At 68.8% G+C, this 18,314-nt stretch carries 14 protein-coding genes; 6 read left to right on the forward strand and 8 right to left on the reverse strand.

Annotated features, from left to right (window positions below):
- Positions 1–8: 8 nt before the first annotated feature.
- Genes D7V80_RS17665 through D7V80_RS42810 form a run of 3 tightly spaced genes read right to left on the reverse strand, consistent with a single transcriptional unit; the run spans position 9 to position 4,351 of the window.
- Complete coding sequence (locus tag D7V80_RS17665; protein WP_014395902.1) at positions 9–743, reverse strand: hypothetical protein; 735 nt, start codon at positions 741–743, stop codon at positions 9–11.
- A complete protein-coding gene (locus D7V80_RS42805) occupies positions 740–2,674 on the reverse strand; it encodes a hypothetical protein (RefSeq protein ID WP_233585442.1) in 1,935 nt (644 codons plus the stop codon). The genes D7V80_RS17665 and D7V80_RS42805 overlap by 4 nt, the downstream gene beginning before the upstream one ends.
- A 3-nt stretch (positions 2,675–2,677) precedes the next feature.
- Positions 2,678–4,351, reverse strand: a complete 1,674-nt coding sequence (locus tag D7V80_RS42810; protein WP_233585444.1) for a DEAD/DEAH box helicase — start codon at positions 4,349–4,351, stop codon at positions 2,678–2,680.
- Between the two features lie 1,307 nt (positions 4,352–5,658).
- Here D7V80_RS42810 and D7V80_RS17680 point away from each other — a divergent pair.
- Positions 5,659–7,338: a hypothetical protein gene (locus D7V80_RS17680; RefSeq protein WP_147447128.1), complete on the forward strand. Its 1,680-nt coding sequence runs from the start codon at positions 5,659–5,661 to the stop codon at positions 7,336–7,338.
- Between the two features lie 378 nt (positions 7,339–7,716).
- Complete coding sequence (locus D7V80_RS17685) at positions 7,717–8,898, forward strand: two-component regulator propeller domain-containing protein (protein ID WP_233585446.1); 1,182 nt, start codon at positions 7,717–7,719, stop codon at positions 8,896–8,898.
- 10 nt (positions 8,899–8,908) lie between these two features.
- Here the strand turns inward: D7V80_RS17685 and D7V80_RS17690 are convergent, their stop codons facing one another.
- Positions 8,909–9,607 (reverse strand): NAD-dependent deacylase, encoded by a 699-nt coding sequence (locus D7V80_RS17690; protein WP_233585448.1) that lies wholly within the window; start codon positions 9,605–9,607, stop codon positions 8,909–8,911.
- Between the two features lie 108 nt (positions 9,608–9,715).
- Here D7V80_RS17690 and D7V80_RS17695 point away from each other — a divergent pair, with 108 nt between their 5' ends.
- The gene (locus D7V80_RS17695) at positions 9,716–10,210 is read left to right on the forward strand and encodes a GAF domain-containing protein (RefSeq protein ID WP_120589284.1); all 495 of its coding nucleotides are present in this window, start codon (positions 9,716–9,718) and stop codon (positions 10,208–10,210) included.
- 13 nt (positions 10,211–10,223) lie between these two features.
- Here D7V80_RS17695 and D7V80_RS17700 read toward each other — a convergent pair whose 3' ends face one another.
- The gene (locus tag D7V80_RS17700) at positions 10,224–11,141 is read right to left on the reverse strand and encodes a pseudouridine-5'-phosphate glycosidase (protein WP_120589285.1); all 918 of its coding nucleotides are present in this window, start codon (positions 11,139–11,141) and stop codon (positions 10,224–10,226) included.
- Positions 11,142–11,318: 177 nt separating this feature from the next.
- On the opposite strand from D7V80_RS17700, the gene D7V80_RS17705 reads away from it, so the two are divergent.
- The gene (locus D7V80_RS17705; protein ID WP_120589286.1) at positions 11,319–12,245 is read left to right on the forward strand and encodes a DMT family transporter; all 927 of its coding nucleotides are present in this window, start codon (positions 11,319–11,321) and stop codon (positions 12,243–12,245) included.
- A 6-nt stretch (positions 12,246–12,251) separates the two neighbouring features.
- Here D7V80_RS17705 and D7V80_RS17710 read toward each other — a convergent pair whose 3' ends face one another.
- The 3 genes from D7V80_RS17710 to D7V80_RS17720 all read right to left on the reverse strand — a co-directional run bounded on the left by D7V80_RS17710 (position 12,252) and on the right by D7V80_RS17720 (position 15,841).
- Positions 12,252–13,988: an FHA domain-containing protein gene (locus D7V80_RS17710; protein ID WP_120589287.1), complete on the reverse strand. Its 1,737-nt coding sequence runs from the start codon at positions 13,986–13,988 to the stop codon at positions 12,252–12,254.
- Between the two features lie 66 nt (positions 13,989–14,054).
- The gene (locus D7V80_RS17715; RefSeq protein ID WP_120589288.1) at positions 14,055–15,230 is read right to left on the reverse strand and encodes a DUF2314 domain-containing protein; all 1,176 of its coding nucleotides are present in this window, start codon (positions 15,228–15,230) and stop codon (positions 14,055–14,057) included.
- Positions 15,227–15,841 (reverse strand): deoxynucleoside kinase, encoded by a 615-nt coding sequence (locus D7V80_RS17720; protein WP_120589289.1) that lies wholly within the window; start codon positions 15,839–15,841, stop codon positions 15,227–15,229. The genes D7V80_RS17715 and D7V80_RS17720 overlap by 4 nt, the downstream gene beginning before the upstream one ends.
- Before the next feature lie 211 nt (positions 15,842–16,052).
- Between D7V80_RS17720 and D7V80_RS17725 the strand changes: the two genes are divergently transcribed.
- The gene (locus D7V80_RS17725) at positions 16,053–16,853 is read left to right on the forward strand and encodes a 1-acyl-sn-glycerol-3-phosphate acyltransferase (RefSeq protein WP_199738715.1); all 801 of its coding nucleotides are present in this window, start codon (positions 16,053–16,055) and stop codon (positions 16,851–16,853) included.
- Positions 16,854–16,860: 7 nt separating this feature from the next.
- A complete protein-coding gene (locus D7V80_RS17730) occupies positions 16,861–18,243 on the forward strand; it encodes a lipopolysaccharide assembly protein LapB (protein WP_120589290.1) in 1,383 nt (460 codons plus the stop codon).
- The last annotated feature ends 71 nt before the right edge of the window (positions 18,244–18,314 follow it).

An 18,314-nucleotide genomic window follows, 5' to 3' on the forward strand; every position in this document is an offset into this window, starting at 1 on the left:
AGCCCCCGCTACAATCTCAAGTCGCCGCGAACGCGAAGCACGAGCCGGCGGTTGGACGGTTCACTTCCGGCCGTCCCGGGCCGGGGCGCGGTCTGCCCCCGCCCCGAAACCACGAAGTTCGCATCCAGGCAGTCCCGCTCGTAGCCAGCGTCCTTGAGCTGGTCCCGCACCGTGAAGAACACCTCTTGCGCACGGGATGCGCTGGCCCGGACGTTGTTCTCGAAGCTGAAACGGGCAACGCCATTGCGCACGCCGCACTCGCCGCTCGTTCCCAGGAATGGGCGGTCGTCCGTGTGGCCTTCAAGGATGATGGACGGCTCGGCCCCGGCGTCACGCATGGCATCCACGGCCACGCAGACCCGATGGATGAGGGGAACCGCGCCTTGCTGGAACTGCTCCACGTACGCAGGAGGGGTACGGCACTCTCCCAGGCCGAACTGGAGGTTCTTGAACTCGATCTCCAGTGCGTTCACTCCGCCGTCCAACCCACTCAGCGCAATGAAACCTCCGTCCAGGTCCGCGTTCAGGACGACGAGGTCCTCCCGCAGTGACACCAGCGAGGCCTGCACCCCGTCCTTCTGGGAGTCCACCTTGCCGATGGCGACCTCCTTCTCCCGGATGGCCTCCTCGCGCTGCTTGCGCGCTTCGAGGATGAAGATGACAGCCAGGAGAAGGAAGACCACAGCGACACCCGCCATCAGGTCCGCGAGCGACCTGTCACTGCTTTCGCCCGAGGAACTCATCGCCGCGCCACCTGCTGCCTCAAGGTCTCCTTGAGCTGCTGCACTGTCTCGGTGAGGTCATCCACGCCCTGGACGAGCTCTCCTGAGGAGCGATCCACCACGGAGTCGAGCCGGTGCATGACCTCCGTCCACTGGCTGCTCAGGATCTGGGCCTGCCGGCTGACGGAGTCCTCATAGGTCTTGGTCAAGGCATTGAGCACCGGGCCCACCCGGTCCACGGCCTCACGTTGGGCATTGAGAAGCGTCTGCTCCTGCTTCACCACGTTCGAGCGCTCCTGGGACAGCCGCTGGAAGGCATTGGCCGTATCAATCAACCGCTGAGCCACTTCATCCATCTTCGCGGAGACCGCGCCCGCCTTGTGATGGGACTCCCCCACGCCTCGGGAGGCGGCAGCCAGTTTGTCCGCGGTGTCGCTCATCTGCTTCGTCAGGGTGCGAAGTCCGTCCTGCGTCTCCCTCATGACCCTGACGAACTCCTCCGACTGGGCCTGGAACTGCCCCATGTCCGATTCGGACCGGACGCGGAGTTCCTCCATCTGACTGCGAAGGACGCCAGACTGCTGCAAGGAGTTCGACTGCATGTTCAGGGAAGCCTGCGCCGCGAGGCGAACCATCTCGCTGGAGCTTTCCCGCAGGCCGGTGAGCACGTCATTGAAACTGCTCACGATGTTGGAACCGCTGCCCTCCAGCCTGTCCCGGACGCCGTCGAAGCTCCCTACCAATTCGGACACCTTTTCGCCCAGCGCCTCGACGGCGCGCTGGTTCTCGCTGCCCCACTGCCGCGCATGGCTGCCCAGGGTCTGTGTCATCACCTCGAACTGTTGTTCCAGCCGGGGCAGGACCTCCACGAGTCCCGCCATCTGGCGGGCCATGTCCTGGGACTGGGTATGGAAACCACCAGACACGGTGTCACGAAGCTGTTCGAGGATCCGTCCCAGGTCATGTTCCTGCTGTCCCGCGAGCGTCTGCTGGATGGCGTCCAGATGCGCGCGAACGCCGGCCATCTCCAGTTGCAGGGCCGCCGTGAAGCCCATCGAGATGGAGCGCTGGAGGTCCGCCGCGATGTCACGCACCGCCTTCTCGACGGAGCCCAGTTGCCGCGTGATGACGTCCCCGACCTGCTCCTTCATCATCGTCCCGAAGTTCTTCTGGACCTCGGTCCCGATGTCCTGAAGGGACACCTCCACACTCTCAAGATGGGACAGGCGATCGGAGAGGTCCCTGCGGGTCTGGACGATTTCGGTCTTCAACTCGCCCAGCGCGTCTCTACGTGCAGCAGCCAGGGAGATCTCGTGCGCGTCCAGGGTGAGCGTGATGCGCTCGAAGCTCGCGCGCATCACATCCAGCCGCCTCAGGAGCCGCCGCTCGGAGGAGAAAGCGAACGCCTGGAAGAAGAGCGTTCCCAACAGGCCCGCCGCGGAGATGAAGAACTTGGCGCCCATCTTGCCAATGGCTTGCGAGAGCAAATCCGCTTGCGAAGCGCCTCCCGCGCCCGTGCTCGTCAGCGCCGCCTGGACCGGTCCCACCAGCACGACGCCCAGCAACCCAAAGGTCATGACCAGCGCGATGCCCGTCAGGTTCCTCCCAATCCCATGCCCCATGGAGTGCCGGAACAAGGCGCGGCAGGTCTCGCGCAGTTCACGCGAGGGCGACGAGCGCATGAGGATGGGACCTGGAACCTCCTGCTTTCCCGGAGGAAAGACGAGCTGCTCGCGGACGCCCCGCCACAGCGCGCGCCCCTCGTCCCGCGTGCCTGGCTCTTCACGCCGTCCGGCAAGCAGGTCCTCCAGGTGGACCTCCACGTCCTGGATGGCCTGCGCCAGTCGTTTCCGGCGCCATGCCACGGAGCCGAGCGACACGAGCGTCAATGACACGATGATCAGCAGCGGGATCCGCAGGGACTCATCCTGCAAGACCGACAGGTCGAACATGGTTCAGCCCTCCCCCTCTTGAAACACGCCTGCGAACTGCTGCGCCTCTTCGGGAGCGGGCGCCAGGAAGTCGCGGGCCAGCGAGCGCTTGCGCTCGACGAGTTCGTGGAGCCGCATGTCGAACCCCGCCTCCACGCGACCCTGCCGGTGCAGCAGCGGGTAGTAGACATGGACGGGCCGGACCTGGCCGATGCGATGGGCCCGGTCCGTGGCCTGGTCCTCCTTGGCGGGATTCCACCAACGCCCGTAGTGAATGACGTGGTTCGCGGCGACGATGTTGAGCCCCGCGCCCGCGGCGAGAGGGCTCAGCAGAAGGACCTGGAACCCCCTGGCTTGCGAGAACGTCTGGATGGACTCCAGCGCCACGCGGCGGTTTTCGGGCTCTCCATTGATGATGGGGACGGACGCCAGCCGGAACCTCTCCTTGATGAGTCCCGACAAGAGTTCCTGCATGGCGCGGGAGAGAACGAACACGAGGGCCTTCTCCGCGCTCCCTCCGCTCGCCCGCCCCTCCACCTGCTCCAACAGCTCCAGGCAGAGGCGCGTCTTCGGACTCTCCCGGAGTGCGGTCCCCGCGTTCATCCCTCGCGCGTCCGTCAACAGCGCGGGGTGCTGGTAGAGCTTCTGGAGCGCCGCGAGGGCCCAGAATGCTCCGCGCTGCGAAGCCTGCCGGGCGATGAGCCGCTCCTGCTCTTCCTGAAGCGCCGTCATCTCGACTGCGTGACGCTGGTAGCGCTTCTCCGGAAGGTCCTTGAGGGCATCCGCCTTCTCGCGGCGCATGAGGGTGCTGTCGTTGGACGGATATCGCAGCCGGCTTCGGAGCGTCGCGGGCCCTTGTTCACCGCCGTGTTCCTCACGGAAGGAGGTGCGCGGGCCGAAGACCCTTGGCGCACGGCTTTGGATCGCATCGTAGATGGCCCAGACATCGAACAACTCGTTCTCGACCGGCGTCCCCGTGAGCGCGATGGCGAAGGAGCGTTTGAGCGCCCTGGCGGCGCGAGAGCGCAACGTGTCCGGGTTCTTGAGATTGTGCGCCTCGTCGAAGACGACAACGTCGAAATCCACCTTCAGTAAAGAGCGCTGGTAGGCCCCCAGCGTTTCGTAGTTGGTGATGATCAACCGCTGCTGCGCGAGGAACTCGGTATTGAGTCCGTCCCCACGCTTGACGGCCCGAAGCTCCGCCCCGTGCAGGATGAAGGGCGTCCGCCAGAGGTCTTCCTGGAAGAAGCGGGCGAGTTCCTGCTTCCAGTTGTCGAGCAGGATGGTCGGGCAGACCACGAGCTGGGGCCGCTCCATTCCCCCCGCCGTGAGCAACCTCAAGGTCATGAAGCACGCGACCTGCAGGGTCTTGCCCAATCCCATGTCGTCCGCGAGCAGGACGCCGGGGGACCCCACCTGGGCGTGCCGCCACAGCCACGCCAGGCCCTCTTCCTGATGCGGCTTGAGGGCCACTCCATTCTGGAAGGCACCGCGCAACTGCGCCCAGGGAACGGAAGGCGGCTCGGGTGATTGTTGTCCGTCGCTGGAGGGAGTCGCCACGTCCCGAACGATGGCGCCCACCTTGCCTCCGGGCCGAGGCGCTCCAACAGCCACCTCCGTGCCGCCGCCCTCCTCCGAGGATGGCTCTGACAGGTTGAGCGCGATCCGAAGCTGGCGGCCCAGTGCTTCGCTTGGCACCAGTTGCTGTCCCCCTATCGTCAGCGGGGTTGGACTCGTCTCCACCAGAGCGGCATCGTTCTTCTGGAGGACATCCAGTGCCTCTTCGCGCGAGTTCAACTGGATCCGCAGAGCCCCCTCATCGACATGGAGGGTCAGCGCAAAGCCTTCAGTCGCTGTGGAGGGCTCGACCCAGACCAGCCCGGTCGCTTCACGCCCCTCTCCGGGCTGTCGCCCGCGCAGGACTTCGAATCCCGCGACTCGGGGTGAGTACTGCGAGAGGTCCAGGCTGGAATCAAGGTTCCGTCCCTCCGGAATCAGGAGCGAGGGGTCGTGCATCTCCTGCGTCACGTCGACAGGCAATCGCTTCTGCAGAGGCCGCGCCCGCGTCAGGACCTCATCGGTGCCCTCGGGAAGCAGCAAGGGCCGCCGGCTGTCATTCCCCGCGATTCCTCCAGGTCGCACCGAAGAGAGAGGAAACGGTGCCTGGGTTCCATCCTCGAAGACCGCGAAGGGCTGCAAGGAGACGAGTTCCGTAGCCTCGAGATCGGTTTCCCAGCGCAATCCCAACCGGGTTACCGGGCGAGGCTCAAAGGTCTTGAGAAAGCCAGAGGGACTGAACTGGATCCGGCCTCCGAGCAGCCCGGTGACGTCCTCCAGCAGGCCTCTCAGCCGGATGACCACCGCCAGTTGCTCCTGCGCGGATGCATGGGTCGCGATGCGCGCTTCGGAGCAAGCCCATGCGGCGGTGGGAGTCAGAGGGAGGGGCGCTCCCTCCTGAGGCGTCATCACCCAGGGGATGACGTTCCCCGTCGCGAGGACAGGTTCCTCGTCGACCCGGACCTTGTACTGGGCCCTCGCCCCACCGGGGATGCCCACGACATCCCAGCGAATGGACTGCGTCTCAAGTCCAAGCAGGTCCATCAGCAGATGCTGCAAGGAGGCCCATTCCTCGCGCAGATGCCCGCGCTCCTCCTCGTCCGCGCCCCCTTCACTGGGACGACCCAATGCGAGCCACTGCTCCCGGGAGAAGCACAGGCGTTGAGAGTCAGCCCACTCTTTCGAGGTCCACTCGTCCCAGCGAAGCTGGACGCGGGAGGACAGCTCCGGGGAAAGAGCGGTCAACAAGATGCACAACCGGTCGCCTTCAATGGACCAGCGTGGGTTCTGAGCGCGAGAGCTTGAGTTCACGGGGAAGGCCCTCCGCGGGAAGTAGCCTGCACGGGCTCCGCCGAGCCATTACCCATACGGGGTATTGCGTGCTTTCACGGCATGAGGCAGAGCTGAAGACGGCGCTCGCGTCTCCTGTTTTCGATATACGGCGCCCCATGGGTGAATGGGGACAGGTGACGCTCTTCCGGACGGAAGAGCTCGATGCGCTGGGCCGTGCCATCCGGGATATCTGCCTGGCGGAAGGGCTCGTGGCGGTGCCCTACATGCGGCGCAAACGCGAGACATGGGACCGGATGCAGTACGGAACCGGCGCAACCTCCGACCGGTGGGCCCTCGCCCTTGGGGCCGGCCGCGGAGGCTGGTCCGTCGTCAAGACGGCGCCGTTGGAACTGCTCGCGGAACCCGGTGCCTCCGGCGAGCACAGACTGGGACTCATCGCACGCAGGCTCGGGTGCGAAGCCCTGCACGTCTCACTGTATGACGGTTCGGCGATGGTGATCGCGCAGGCCGTGCCGACAGGAGAAGTCGCGCTGTCCGGCTACTCGATGGACGGTGCAAGCTTCCATGGCGTCGAAATCGAGGAGCACCGTCTCGAGCCCAGGATCGAGGGCCCGGGCATTCCACCTTCCGTCCAGGAAGCACTTGGACACTTCCTCTCCGATGGCTTCGACGAGTTGATCGAAAAACTCGCCGGACAGCACTGGGTCGACGTCTCACTGAAGCTCATCGAGGGCGACGAGATTCCGTCAGCGCGCGTGTCTTCATTCATGCGGCCATCGCTCGAGAAGAAGCCTCCGCTTCGGGTGAAGCTCGCGGTGGAGGAGCATCCACTCGGCACGCGCTACGTACTCGATGAGGGCGTATGGCTCACCAGCGGCAGCATTGATGCGGCCACCTCTGCGTTGGGCGCCGCATTCGTTGAAAAGGTCGCTCGCTGGCTCGAGGTTCCTGTCGCCCTTGCCCCCGGAGTGCCACGCTCCCTGTTCTGCGTACGTGCGCCTCCGAGCGAGTACACCCAGCGCGCTGGCATCGAGACGGAGCTGGTTTCCCTCGGCGACGACGGAGGAGGCGAGTTCCTCCTGCACACCTCGCGGGACCTTGGTAGCGCGGAGATCGAAGAGTGCAGTCCTCATCAACGGAGCCACCTTGTCGCCCGACTCACCCATGCCCTCGTAGGTGCGCGAACGAACGCCCCTGCGGCGTACCGAGACTTCGAGCGCGTGTTCAATGAGCCGACAACGCATGCTGTTGGCGCATTCGCGGGAGAGCGGCTCATCACGGCATGGTGGCGGGTGGGACGGTCAGCGGTAGCGATTGAAGGTCACGACGTCTTCGAACTGCCGGGGCTCTGCACGGCCATTGCCAGTACGCCGCGACAACTGGCACTCGCGCTCGTCACGCCAGGACACGTCAGCGGACATTCCCAGGGCTACGGACAAAAGGACCGCTCAGTCATTGTCGTCATCGACGTCGACACGGGTGAAGCTCGCGAGGCGCTCCGCAGCGACGGACACCTGACTTTCGGCTTCACGCAATTGGCCTTCGCGGGTGACCTGCTCGGCGTCGGTGCCGAGCGTGACGGTGTGCCCACCATCGTGATGCTGGAAGGCGAGTCTCGGACGGAGTTGCCAGGTGACTTCAGTGAGTGGGTGCGAAGCGCGATGCAGCCGCCGCTCGGAGTTGACGGCCACCATTCATCGCATGAACCGCAGCACCCCCTCTGTGATGCGGCGGGCCTCGAACCCGTGGCATTCTCCGCGAGCGGCGCACGGTGCATTGCGCGAATCGACGCGCGCAGACTCTTCGTCGGGAAGCGCGCGGGGCGAGGCGAGTAGGCCTGCATCCGGACAGCAAGCTCGCGAAACACGCTGGCCCGTGTCTTGCCATGAAGCCCTCATGGAGGAAGACACGGAATGGGTATTCGCGCAGGCGTGGTGGGGACGGGGTTGGTGGTCATCTCTTTGTTGTCGGCGGGTTGCAGCGACCAGTCCCCGACAGTCGATCCGCAGGATGGAACCATCACGGATCCGTCCGATGGAAACGAAGTTCCCTCGCTTCCCCCTCCGGGTTCCATTCCGGACGCCGGCACGCCCCCTCCGGATGAAGATGGCGGGACACCCGATGCTGGTGAAACGCCTGACGCGGGGACGCCGCCAGATCCAGATGCCGGCACCGGCGAGACGCCCGACGCAGGGCCCTGGCCCACGGACGCCGTGCTCGACTACACACGCGCGTTCGGCGTCGACAAACCCCAGAGCGTCGGGCTCGATGAAGGGCTCAACCTCTGGCTCCTCGACGGCCGCCGCATCGGCGTGCTGCGGCCGGGCGACAAACAGCCCACGTGGACCACCAACGTCGGGCAGGCGGCGGAGCCGTTCGGTCCTGACGCGCTCGCGACCGGATCCACGGTCATCTGCGGCGGTGAAGCCGGACGCGCGTACGTGGGCTATTCGGCCAACGAGGTGAAGCGCGCGGAAGGCATCGAGCAACGCACGTACATCCCCTGGCCTGGCGAGGCGGGCTACTCCGCCGAGCGCTTCGCCGAGTACAAGAAGGGAGACCTCGATGCGGTCCGACTCCAGCCGGACGGCACCGTCAGGCTCGAGGAGCACCTCTGGCGCACCACCGGCGCGTCGAACGCGGGCCGCGAGGCGGGCATCCACAACACCAATGACTTCCACTACGAAGAGGATCGCACCGTCCTCAACTGCGCCCGCGTGACGCGCGGCCGCGATCGCGGCGACCTCTACATCACCACCAACCACGGCGTGACGCGCATCCAGGGGCTCGTCTACAACAGCCACCGGCACCCGGGCTGGTACCTCTACGAGAACGGCTCGGAGTGGGGCTCGCTGCAGTGCCCGTACATGCACGGCCTGGGCATCGGGCAGAACGGTGACGTGCTTGTCGCCAACGAGCAGATGGTCGGCGTGCTCGTCCCCAGCCCCAAGCTGGAGGACTGGGACCGCGAGCAAACCTGGGAAGGCCCCACGCCCTGGTCGTTCAAGAGCTACAACGACGCGCTCAACGGCCAGGCCACCGACGACTACTGGCGCGCCTTCGAACAGGTCCGCTCGGGCCGCTACTACCTGGGCAGCGAGCAGTACGGCGTCTGGGCGCTGACGCCGAAGAACCGCTCCACGGGAAGCTGGTCGAAGCTCGCGGGGCTGCCGTCCAACCGCATCCTCTCGCTCAAGGCGACGGATGACGGCGCGCTCTACATCGGCACGGACGGCGCGGGCCTCTGGCGGCTGGAGGCGGACGGCACCACGCTGGCCCAGGTGAAGGACGTGTCCGGCCAGCGTGTCCTGCAGCTCGTCTACGAGCCCACCGTGACGCCGAGCATGCTGCTCGTCCTCACCAACCAGGGGCTCACCGTCCTCCGGGGCCCATAGCGCCCGAGCCTCAGACGAGCTTCGCCAGGGTGGGCAGCACCTCTCCGCTCAATCCCTGGACGAAGTGATGGAAGCGCTCCGTGTTCGCGGCGGACTCGTAGTTCACGAGCCACGTGTCCCCGCGCACGGAGCGCACCTCGTCCACGATGCCCGCCGCGGGCCACACCGCGCCAGACGTCCCCGCGGCCAGGAACACCAGCCGCGTGCCGTCGTTGCGCGTGATGAACTCGCCAATGCGCGCCAGGTCGTTGGGGTCCAGCATCTCCCCGAACCAGACGATGTCCGGCCGCAGTCGTCCTCCGCAGCCGTCGCACTTCGGCACCGTGCCCGACGGATGCACGGAGGTGTCGGCGAAGGGTGCACGCTGGCAGTCCGCGCACTTCGTGCGGAAGAGGTTGCCGTGCATGTCCACCACGCGCTGGCTGCCCGCCTTCGTATGCAGGCCGTCCACGTTCTGCGTGGCCAGGAGGAAGCGGTCACCCAGGTGTTGCTCCCAGCGCACCAGCGCGTCGTGGCCCGGGTTGGGCTTCACGTCCGCCGCCCCCGCCCGACGCTGCGAGTAGAAGCGCCAGACGAGCGCGGGGTTCGCCTCGAAGCCCTGGGGGGACGCCACCGCCTCCACGGGGTGGTTCTCCCACAGCCCGTTCATGCCCCGGAAGGTGGGCACTCCGCTCTCCGCGGAGACTCCGGCGCCGGTGAGTACGAGCAAGCGGGTTTTCGAATCCAGGACGAGCGGTTCCACACGACCTCCAGAGTGCCAGCCGGCACGGGGGTTGTTAGAAGGGGCGGGACTGAATTCCTGACAGAGGACCCCATCATGGCCGAAGTCACCCTGGATCTGCGCGGTCAGCCCAAGACCGAGGCATACGCCGAGCTGAAAACGCACGCGCTCGCCATCCTCGAAGGCGTGGATGACGACATCTGCGCGATGGCGACGATGAGCTGCCTGCTGCACAACGCCTTCGGCCACCTCTGGACCGGCTTCTATCGGGTGGTGACGCCCGGGAAGCTGCTGCGCGTGGGTCCCTATCAGGGGACGCTCGGGTGCCTGGAGATCACCTTCGGCAAGGGCGTGTGCGGCACGTCCGCGGCCAAGGGCGAGACGGTGGTGGTGCCGGACGTGCACGCGTTCCCGGGCCACATCACCTGCGACGGGCGCTCCGCGTCGGAGATCGTGGTGCCGGTGTACGGGCGCAACCGCGAACTCATCGCGGTGCTCGACATCGACTCCGAGCACAAGAACACCTTCGACGACGTGGACCGCGCGGCGCTGGAAGACCTGATGTCCTGGTTCCAGCACCGCACGGCCTGATTCCGCGCGGCGTTCAGCGCTTCGCGAGGCGGGCGTAGGCCACGGCCAGCGCCCCCGCGAAGCGCGCGTTGTTCTCCAGGAGCGCCAGGTTCGTCTTGAGCGTCTTGCCCCCGGTGCGCTTCGCCATCTCGCCCAGGAGGAACGGCGTCACGGCCTTGCCGCGCACGCCCTGCCGGTCCGCGTCCGCCAGCGCCGACGCGATGTGCAGCTCCACGTCGTTGCGAGGCAGCGCGGCCTCCACCGGAGGCGGCACGGTGTAGAGCACGCCGCCCTGCCCCAGCGTCTCGAAGCGAGCGTGGGCGATGCGCGCGGCGGCCTCCGCGTCGTCCGCGCGGTGCTCCAGGGAGAGGCCGGACTCGCGGCTGTAGAAGGACGGCAGCTCGTTCGTGCCCACGCCGATGACGGGCACGCCCGCGGTCTCCAACAGCTCCATCGTCTTGGGCAGGTCCAACACGGACTTGGCGCCCGCGCACACCACCGCGACGGGGTAGCGAGACAGGGCCGCGATGTCCTGGGAGATGTCCCAGTGTTCGGAAGCGCCCCGGTGCACGCCACCGATGCCGCCGGTGGAGAAGACGCGGATGCCCGCCGCCGCGGCCAGCTCACACGTGGCGCTCACCGTGGTGCCGCCGCTGGCGCGGGTGGCCACCGCCACGGCCAGGTCGCGCGAGCCCACCTTGAGGAGCTTCTCCTTGCCCTCGGCCAGGCGGCGCAGCGCGGCGTCCTCCAGGCCAATCCACACCTCGCCGTCCACGAGCGCGATGGGCGCGGGCACGGCGCCGGCGCGGCGGATGGCCTCCTCGCACGCGCGAGCAGCGGCCAGGTTGTCCGGGTACGGCAGGCCCTGCGCGACGACGCTCGTCTCCAGCGCCACCAGCGGCTGCCCGGAGTCCTTCGCGCGCCGCACCTCGTCCGAATAACGGAAGTCCATGGGCGGGCATTTACGCCACGGCACGGCCGGCCGGACAAGCACGGGCGTGGGGAAACGTCGGCCCGGTGTCGCCTCCCCCTGGGAGAGCACCGAGCGTGCGTGTCACCAGACGGCCTGCGTGTTCGTTGCAGCTCCGTCGGTTGCATCCGGCCTCGCGTCGCCCTATGCCCCGCCGCCGTGAGCACCTCGTCGCCCGCGGTCGCAGCGCCTGCCCGTCTCCTCTCCGCCTCCGACCTGGCGATGCTCGCCGTCGTGGTCGTCTGGGGGACGAACTACACCCTGGTGAAGGACGCGCTGGAGGGCATGCCGGCACGGGCCTTCATGTCGCTGCGCTTCGGGCTCGCGGCGCTCGCGATGGGGCTCGTGTTGCTCGCGGTGGAAGGCCACAAGCCGATGCCGTGGAAGGCGTTCCTGCGGCTCACCGCACTGGGGTTCGTGGGCAACACGCTGTACCAGCTGTGCTTCATCGAAGGGCTCGCGCGCACCACTGCGGCCAACAGCGGCATGCTCACGGCGGTGAGCCCGGTGGTGACGGCGGCGCTGGGCGCGGCGCTGGGCATCGAACGGCTGCGGCGCCCGGTCGTCGCGGGGCTCTCGCTCGCGGTGGTGGGCACGCTGCTGGTCGTCGGCGCGCGAGGCCCGAACCTGGGCGCGGCGACGTGGACGGGCGATGCGCTGATTGTCGGCAGCTCGCTGTGCTGGTCCATCTACACGGTGGGCACGCGCGCCGTGGGAGAAGGCATCTCCGCGCTGCGCCTCACCGCCATCACCATGCTCACGGGAGCCCCAGGCGTCGTGCTGGCCGGCGCCTCCCAGGTCATCGAGATGGACGCGTCGCGCGTGGGTGCGGCGGGATGGGTGGCGCTCGTGTACTCGGCGCTGGTGCCGCTGGTGCTCGCGTACTTCGTGTGGTTCCGCAGCGTGCAGCAGGTGGGCACCAACCGCACGACGCTCTACGGCACTGGCATCCCCGTGGTCGCCGCCCTCACCGCCTGGGCCGTCCGCGGTGAGCGCCCCACCCTGTTCCAGGTGCTCGGCGCGGCGCTCATCCTCACGGGCGTGTTGATCAGCCGCCGCAAGGACACCGCCATCACGAAGGCCTGACCGCGCTCAGCCGCGAGTCCCCCGCTCCAGCGTCAGCCCGTACTCCTCCATCTTCCGGTCGAGCGTGGGCCGGCTGATGCCCAGCAGCTCCGCCGCACGGACCTTCTTCCAGCCGGACTCGCGAAGCGCCTCCGCGATGGCGTCGCGCTCCAGGCGGGCCACCTGCTCCTGCAACGTGCGAGGCGCCTGCCCCACCGCGCCCTCGCGCACCTCTGGAGGCAGCTGCGGGATGCCCACGTGGCCCGCCGCGTACACGCGTCCCAGCCGCTCCGCGACCAGCTCCAGCTCGCGCACGTTCTGCGGCCACGGATACTCGGCCAGGAGGCGCCGGGCCTCCGGTCCCAGCACCGGAGCCTCCCGTCCGCCCTGGCGGGCACCGCGCAGCGCGAAGTGCTCCAGCAGCACCGGCACGTCCCCTCGCCGCTCCCGCAGGGGCGGCACCTCCAGCTCGAAGCCCGCGAGCCCCCGGGCCAGCGCCGCGTCGAACTCTCCCCGGGACGCGAGCCGCGACACCGGTGAAGCACTGGTGGCGACGATGCGCACGTCCACGGGCTCCTCCCCGCCCTGCCGTGCCGGAGCCGCGCGCCGGGCCAGCATCCGCGCCAGCCGCTCCGCCGCGGGCCGGGGAAGCGCCTCCACGTGGCGCAGGAGCAGCGTGCCCGCGTCCGCGCGCAGCACCGCGGACGTCACCGGCGGCTGTCCGGGCGCCCCCGCACGGCCGAAGAGCGCCACCTCCACCGCCTCCAGGGACTGACGGCACTCCACCGTCACCCACGGCCCCAGCGCGCGAGGGGACTTCCCGTGGAGGAAGTGCGCCAGCAGCGCCTTGCCCGTGCCCGGCTCGCCGTGCAGCACCACCGGGGCGGCGCTGCCCGCCGCCCGCCGCGCCTCCTCCACCACGCCCCGGAACGCCCGCGACGTCCCCAGCGGCGTCACCCACGGCGTCTCCGCGGCCTCCGCCTCCCCGCGCGAGCGCACCGCCGTATAGGCCTCGCCGCCCAGCCGCCCCAGCGCCGCGAGCAGCTGGCCCTCGCCCTCGGTGAATGGCGACTCCTCGCGCTCCACGTACAGCACGCCGAAGGGCATCCCGCCCGAAGCCACCAGCGGCGAGCACAGCGCCGTGTCCGTGCGACCCAGCTCCTTGCGCTCCAGCGCCGCCTGCACCAGCGCGCGAGGCACCTCCACGGACGCCGCGCCGGACACCGCCGCCGTGCGAAGCCCCTCCGGGCCACCCAGGAGCGCCGCGGCGCGATCCGCGTTGAGCGCGTGCACCGTCTCCTCCGACAGCCGCCGCAGCACCATGGCCTCGCTGGTGGCGCCCAGGAGCGCCGTCCCCGCCGAGTACATCGCCGCGGCCGCGCCCACGTGCGGCAGCACCTCCTCGATGGGCACGTGCTCCGGCTCCGGAGCGACCACGCCCGAGGGCTCGTCGACGATGGACACCGGCGGCGGCTCGTACACCGCGATGGTGGCGCCCACGCGCATCCGGTCACCCGGCCGCAGCACCGCCTCTTCCTGGAGCGCCAGCCGCTGCCCGTTGAGCAGCGTGCCGTTGGTGGAGCCCAGGTCGCGCAGCCGCACCTGTCCCGCGACGGTGTCCAGGAACAGCTGCGCGTGGCGGCGCGACACCTGGTCGTCTTCCAGCGGGATGTCGCAGGAGGGACTGCGGCCGAGGGTCAGCTGGGAGACGACCTCGTACCGGCGCCCCGCCGAGGGCCCCGTGAGCAGCAGCAATGCCGGCATGCGGACGGGAAGCCTAGCAGTGCCCCTCGGGGCGCCCGCAAGACGCGTCGGGTTGGACGCACAGCGCTACATGGGGCGTTCGGCGTTCAAAAGAGCGCGCAGCTCGGACTCGTTGAGCGCGCGGCCCTCCCGGGCGATGGCCAGGGCGTTGATCTGCTTCTCCTCCACCTCCACGTGGGCCCCCTTGCGCCACTCCGTGGTGTGCACCGCGCCATCCACCAGCCGGCCCACGACGGAGCCCTCGTCCCGGGCCACCGCCTCCAGCCACAGGTTCTCCACCACCACCTCGCCCTCCGGGTGCGTCTCGAAGGGGGCCCGCACCAGGAATGTGAGGGGCTCCATCAACCCCTTGCGCTGGAAGCGCGCCAGGAACGCGGGCAACAGCGCCTGCGCCTCCTCGTGCATGGCCTGGGTCTGCTCGGCCGGCTCCTTGGCGAAGCGCTCCCGGTACGTCGCCAGCAGCTCCGCCGTGTTGTGCCGGCCCAGGGGCGACACCACCGTGAGGAACAGCCCCTCGTGGCCCTCGAAGGCATCCAGCGGCACGCCCAGCAGGTTCGCGCGGGCCTCTTCCGACGGCACCAGGGTGAAGCTCTGGCCCTCGCTGGTGGCCACCTCCGAGCGCAGCGCCGGCCCCTGCGCGAACGCCAGGTCCGTGCACAGCTCGTGGAGGAAGCTCTCCGCGGCCAGGAGGTCGCCCTCGCCCAGGTGGAAGATTTCGACGTCGCGCGCGCCGAACTTCTCCATCCCGTGCGAGTGCACCCACAGCGGCGTGTCCCCTTCCGCCAGCTCGATGGCGTGCAGGTGCACATGGTCGCGGATGTCGAAGTCCAGCTCGGTGATCTCGACCACGTCCTCGGGCTCGTGCAGCTTGAACGCCGTCAGGTCCACCAGCACGCCCGGCGCCTGCTCCATCAGCGTGCGCACGGTCCACAGCGCCTCGAAGACGGGCAGCGTGGGCTGCGCGCCGCCCGGCTCCAGCAGGAACGCGTAGCAGGCCTGGGACTTCTCCACGCGCGCGAAGGCCTCCGGGCTGCCGCTGAACAGCTCCTGGGGGACCCGAGGACGGCCGTCGCCCAGGGGCTTGAGCACCACCTTCACCTCCGAGCCATCCGCCCGCACGGTGAAGCCCCAGTCGCCCTCGTGCGGCACGAACTCCACCTCGTCCGTCGCGAACGCCGCGCGCAGCGCGTCCAGGGAAGGCGGCACGGACTGCTCGGTGGCCAGGACGTAGACCTCCTTCACAGGTGCTTCTCGATTTGCCGGAAGAGGTCCACGCGGTCCACCAGGTTGGTGAGGTAGTCCAGCTTGTCCGTCCCCAGCACCAGCACCGGTGACAGCGAGTAGCCCTCGAACCACTCCTCGTAGAGGGCGTTGAGGCGCTTCAGGTAGGCGGTCGGGATGTCCTTCTCCATGGTCCGCCCGCGCAGGCGGATGCGCTCCTTCAGCGTGGCCACCGGGCAGCGCAGGTAGATCATCAGGTCGGGCGGCCGGAGCGACTGGGAGATGGTCTGATACAGCTCCCAGTAGGTGGACCAGTCCCGCTTGTCGATGAGCCGCTGCCGGTGGAGGTTCTTGGCGAAGATTTCCGCGTCCTCGTAGAGGGTCCGGTCCTGGAGCACGGTGCCGGGTGTGCGCTCCAGTTCCCTGTGCAGTCGGAACTTGTGCGTCAGGAAGAAGAGCTGCGAGCGGAACGCCCACGTCTTCATGTCCTTGTAGAAATCCGCGAGGTAGGGGTTCTGGTCATTGGGCTCGAAGGACGGCGTGAGGCCGTACTTCCGGCACAGGAAGGACGTGAGCTCCGTCTTTCCGGCCCCGATGTTGCCCGCGATGGCGATGAACTTTTTCCTGGCCACGCCACCCTTGCTTGTAACCCCGGCGAGCGGCATTCACCAGAAACAATGGCGAGGGGAGCCATGGTAGATAAAGTGCATGCCCCCGCACCGTTCCGCACGTCCAGGAGCCCGAGCCGGCGTTCATGCCGCGCCGCCTGCCTGCACGACGGGGGAGCGGCACCCCCGGGGTCCTTCCGGCGCTCAGGTCCCCCGGTAGGAGGAAAGGCGACGCATGCTGCGCAAGCTGTGGTGCATCTTCGTGGCGACAGTCTGGTCCATGGTCTGCTTCCCGGTGGCCTGCCTCGCCATGCTGGTGACGCTCAACCCGTCGCGTTCGGTCGCCGTCGCCCGCAGGCTCTGGTCGCCCGTGCTCCTCTGGGCCGGGGGCGCGAAGCTGGAGGTCATGGGCGGGGAAAACGTGGACCCGAAGCGGCCCACCATCTACGTCGGCAACCACCTGTCCACACTCGACATCCCGGCCCATTTTCTCGCCGTGCCGGTGGACTTCCGCTTCGTCGCCAAGTCGCAGCTGCGCTTCGTGCCGTTCATCGGCTGGTACCTCTGGCTCGCGGGCCACATCTTCATCGACCGTGGGGACCGTTCGTCCGCCATCGCGTCGCTTGAAAAAGCCGCCCGGAAGATCCGCGCGGGCACCAGCATCTTCCTGTACCCGGAGGGCACCCGCTCCCCGGACGGCCGCGTGCTGCCCTTCAAGAAGGGCCCCTTCGCGCTCGCGCTCAAGGCCCGCGTGCCCATCTGCCCCGTCACCATCGAGGGCACCGACAACGTGATGCCCAAGAACTCGTGGAACATCACCCCGGGCCCGGTGCGCGTGAAGATTGGCCGCCCCATCGACACCACCGGCTTCGCGGACAACGACCGTGAAGGACTGGCCCGCGCCGTGCGCGCGCAGATCATCGCCGACAGCCTCTCCCTGGGCGGCAAGGGCGGTGATCCGGACACGGCCGTCGCCGCGCCGAACCGCGAGGGCGTCGCGCAGCTTGCCTCCTCCGTCACATCCAAAGCCTCCTGAGCTCCCCGTGCCCCTGACGCCGCCCTCGAACCGCCTCCGCACGCTCCGCTGGCCCGCCGCCCTCCTGGGGCTGGGGCTGCTCGCCACCGGCTGCGGCCACGGCCAGGCCCAGGCCCCGGCGCTGTCTCCCCAGGCCCAGGCGCGCGCATACCTGGACGGCAATCAGCCGGATGAGGCGATGAAGCTCCTGCGGGAGCTGCACGCGCGCACGCCGGACGACGTGGACGTGGCCCGAGCCCTTACCGAGGCCCACGTGAAGGCCGGCCGCGCGGACGCCTGGGCGGAGGAGCTGCGCCAGGCCATCGCGAAGAACGAGCGCGCGGTGGACCAGTACATGCTGGGCCTGACGCTCTTCTCCAGGGCCCGGGACGCGGGCGCCCCCACCGTGGCCGCCTTCGAGCGCGCCATCGCGCTGTCCCCCACCACCGCGGAGTTCCACTACCGCCTGGGCGTGGCGCGCCTGGAGTCCGAGCAGTACGCCGCCGCCCTGGGACCGCTGCGCAAGGCCGTGGAGCTGGCCCCGGAGCGCGCGGGCTGGAAGCTGCCCCTGGCCAAGGCCCTGGCCCGGACGGGCGACACGGCGGGCGCCGTGGAGGCCCTGGGCACCGTCGTGCGCGGCAACCCCACCCCCGCGGAGGTCGCCACCGCGCGGGCGCTGATGAACCCGTTGGCGGACCCCTTCCAGAACTTCCCCAAGGCGGCGGAGGCGAAGCTCGAGGAGGGCATGCGCTACCTGCATGAACTGGACGCGCCCCAGCACGCCCTCATCGCCTTCGAGGAGATCCTCCACGACTACCCGGACCTGGCCGTGGTGCACGCCCTCCTGGGGCTCGCCTACCAGCGCCTGGATGACGCCGGCCGCGCCGTGGACGAGTTCAAGCAAGCCATCGAGCGCGCCCCCCATGACGGCAAGAACCAGCTCTACCTGGGCGAGCTGTACCTGACGCGGCAGCGCACGGACGCGGCGCGCACCGCCTTCGAGAAGGCCGTGGCGCTCAACCCGCTGCTGGACCTGGCCTGGTTCCGCCTGGGCGACCTGCGCCTGGAGGCCCGGGACCTGGACACCGCGAAGGAGGCCTTCCAGGTGGCCGTGACGCTGGCGCCGGACTCGGCGGCCGCGCGCGGCAAGTTGTCGCTCGTGTACCAGCTGCAGGGGGACTACGCGGCCGCGCAGCGGGAGCTGAAGGTCGTGGCGGACAAGGACCCGGAGAACACCGAGTTCGCCCTGCGCCTGGGCCTGCTCTACACCGAGGAGGCCCAGAAGGCCCGCCGTCCCGAGGACCGCCAGAAGGCCGCGAGCGAAGCGGAGCGCTGGCTGGGGAAGGTGCTGGAGACCCAGCCCGACAACGCGGTGGCCAGCAAGGCCCTGCAGGTGCTCAAGGGCCAGTAGCCACCGGCGCACTGCCCCCTCTACACTCCGCCTCCGATGAGCGACGCGCGCAAACCCGCCCCTCCCAGCAC

The organism is Corallococcus sp. CA054B, from assembly GCF_003611625.1.
Classification (GTDB): Bacteria; Myxococcota; Myxococcia; order Myxococcales; family Myxococcaceae; genus Corallococcus; species Corallococcus coralloides.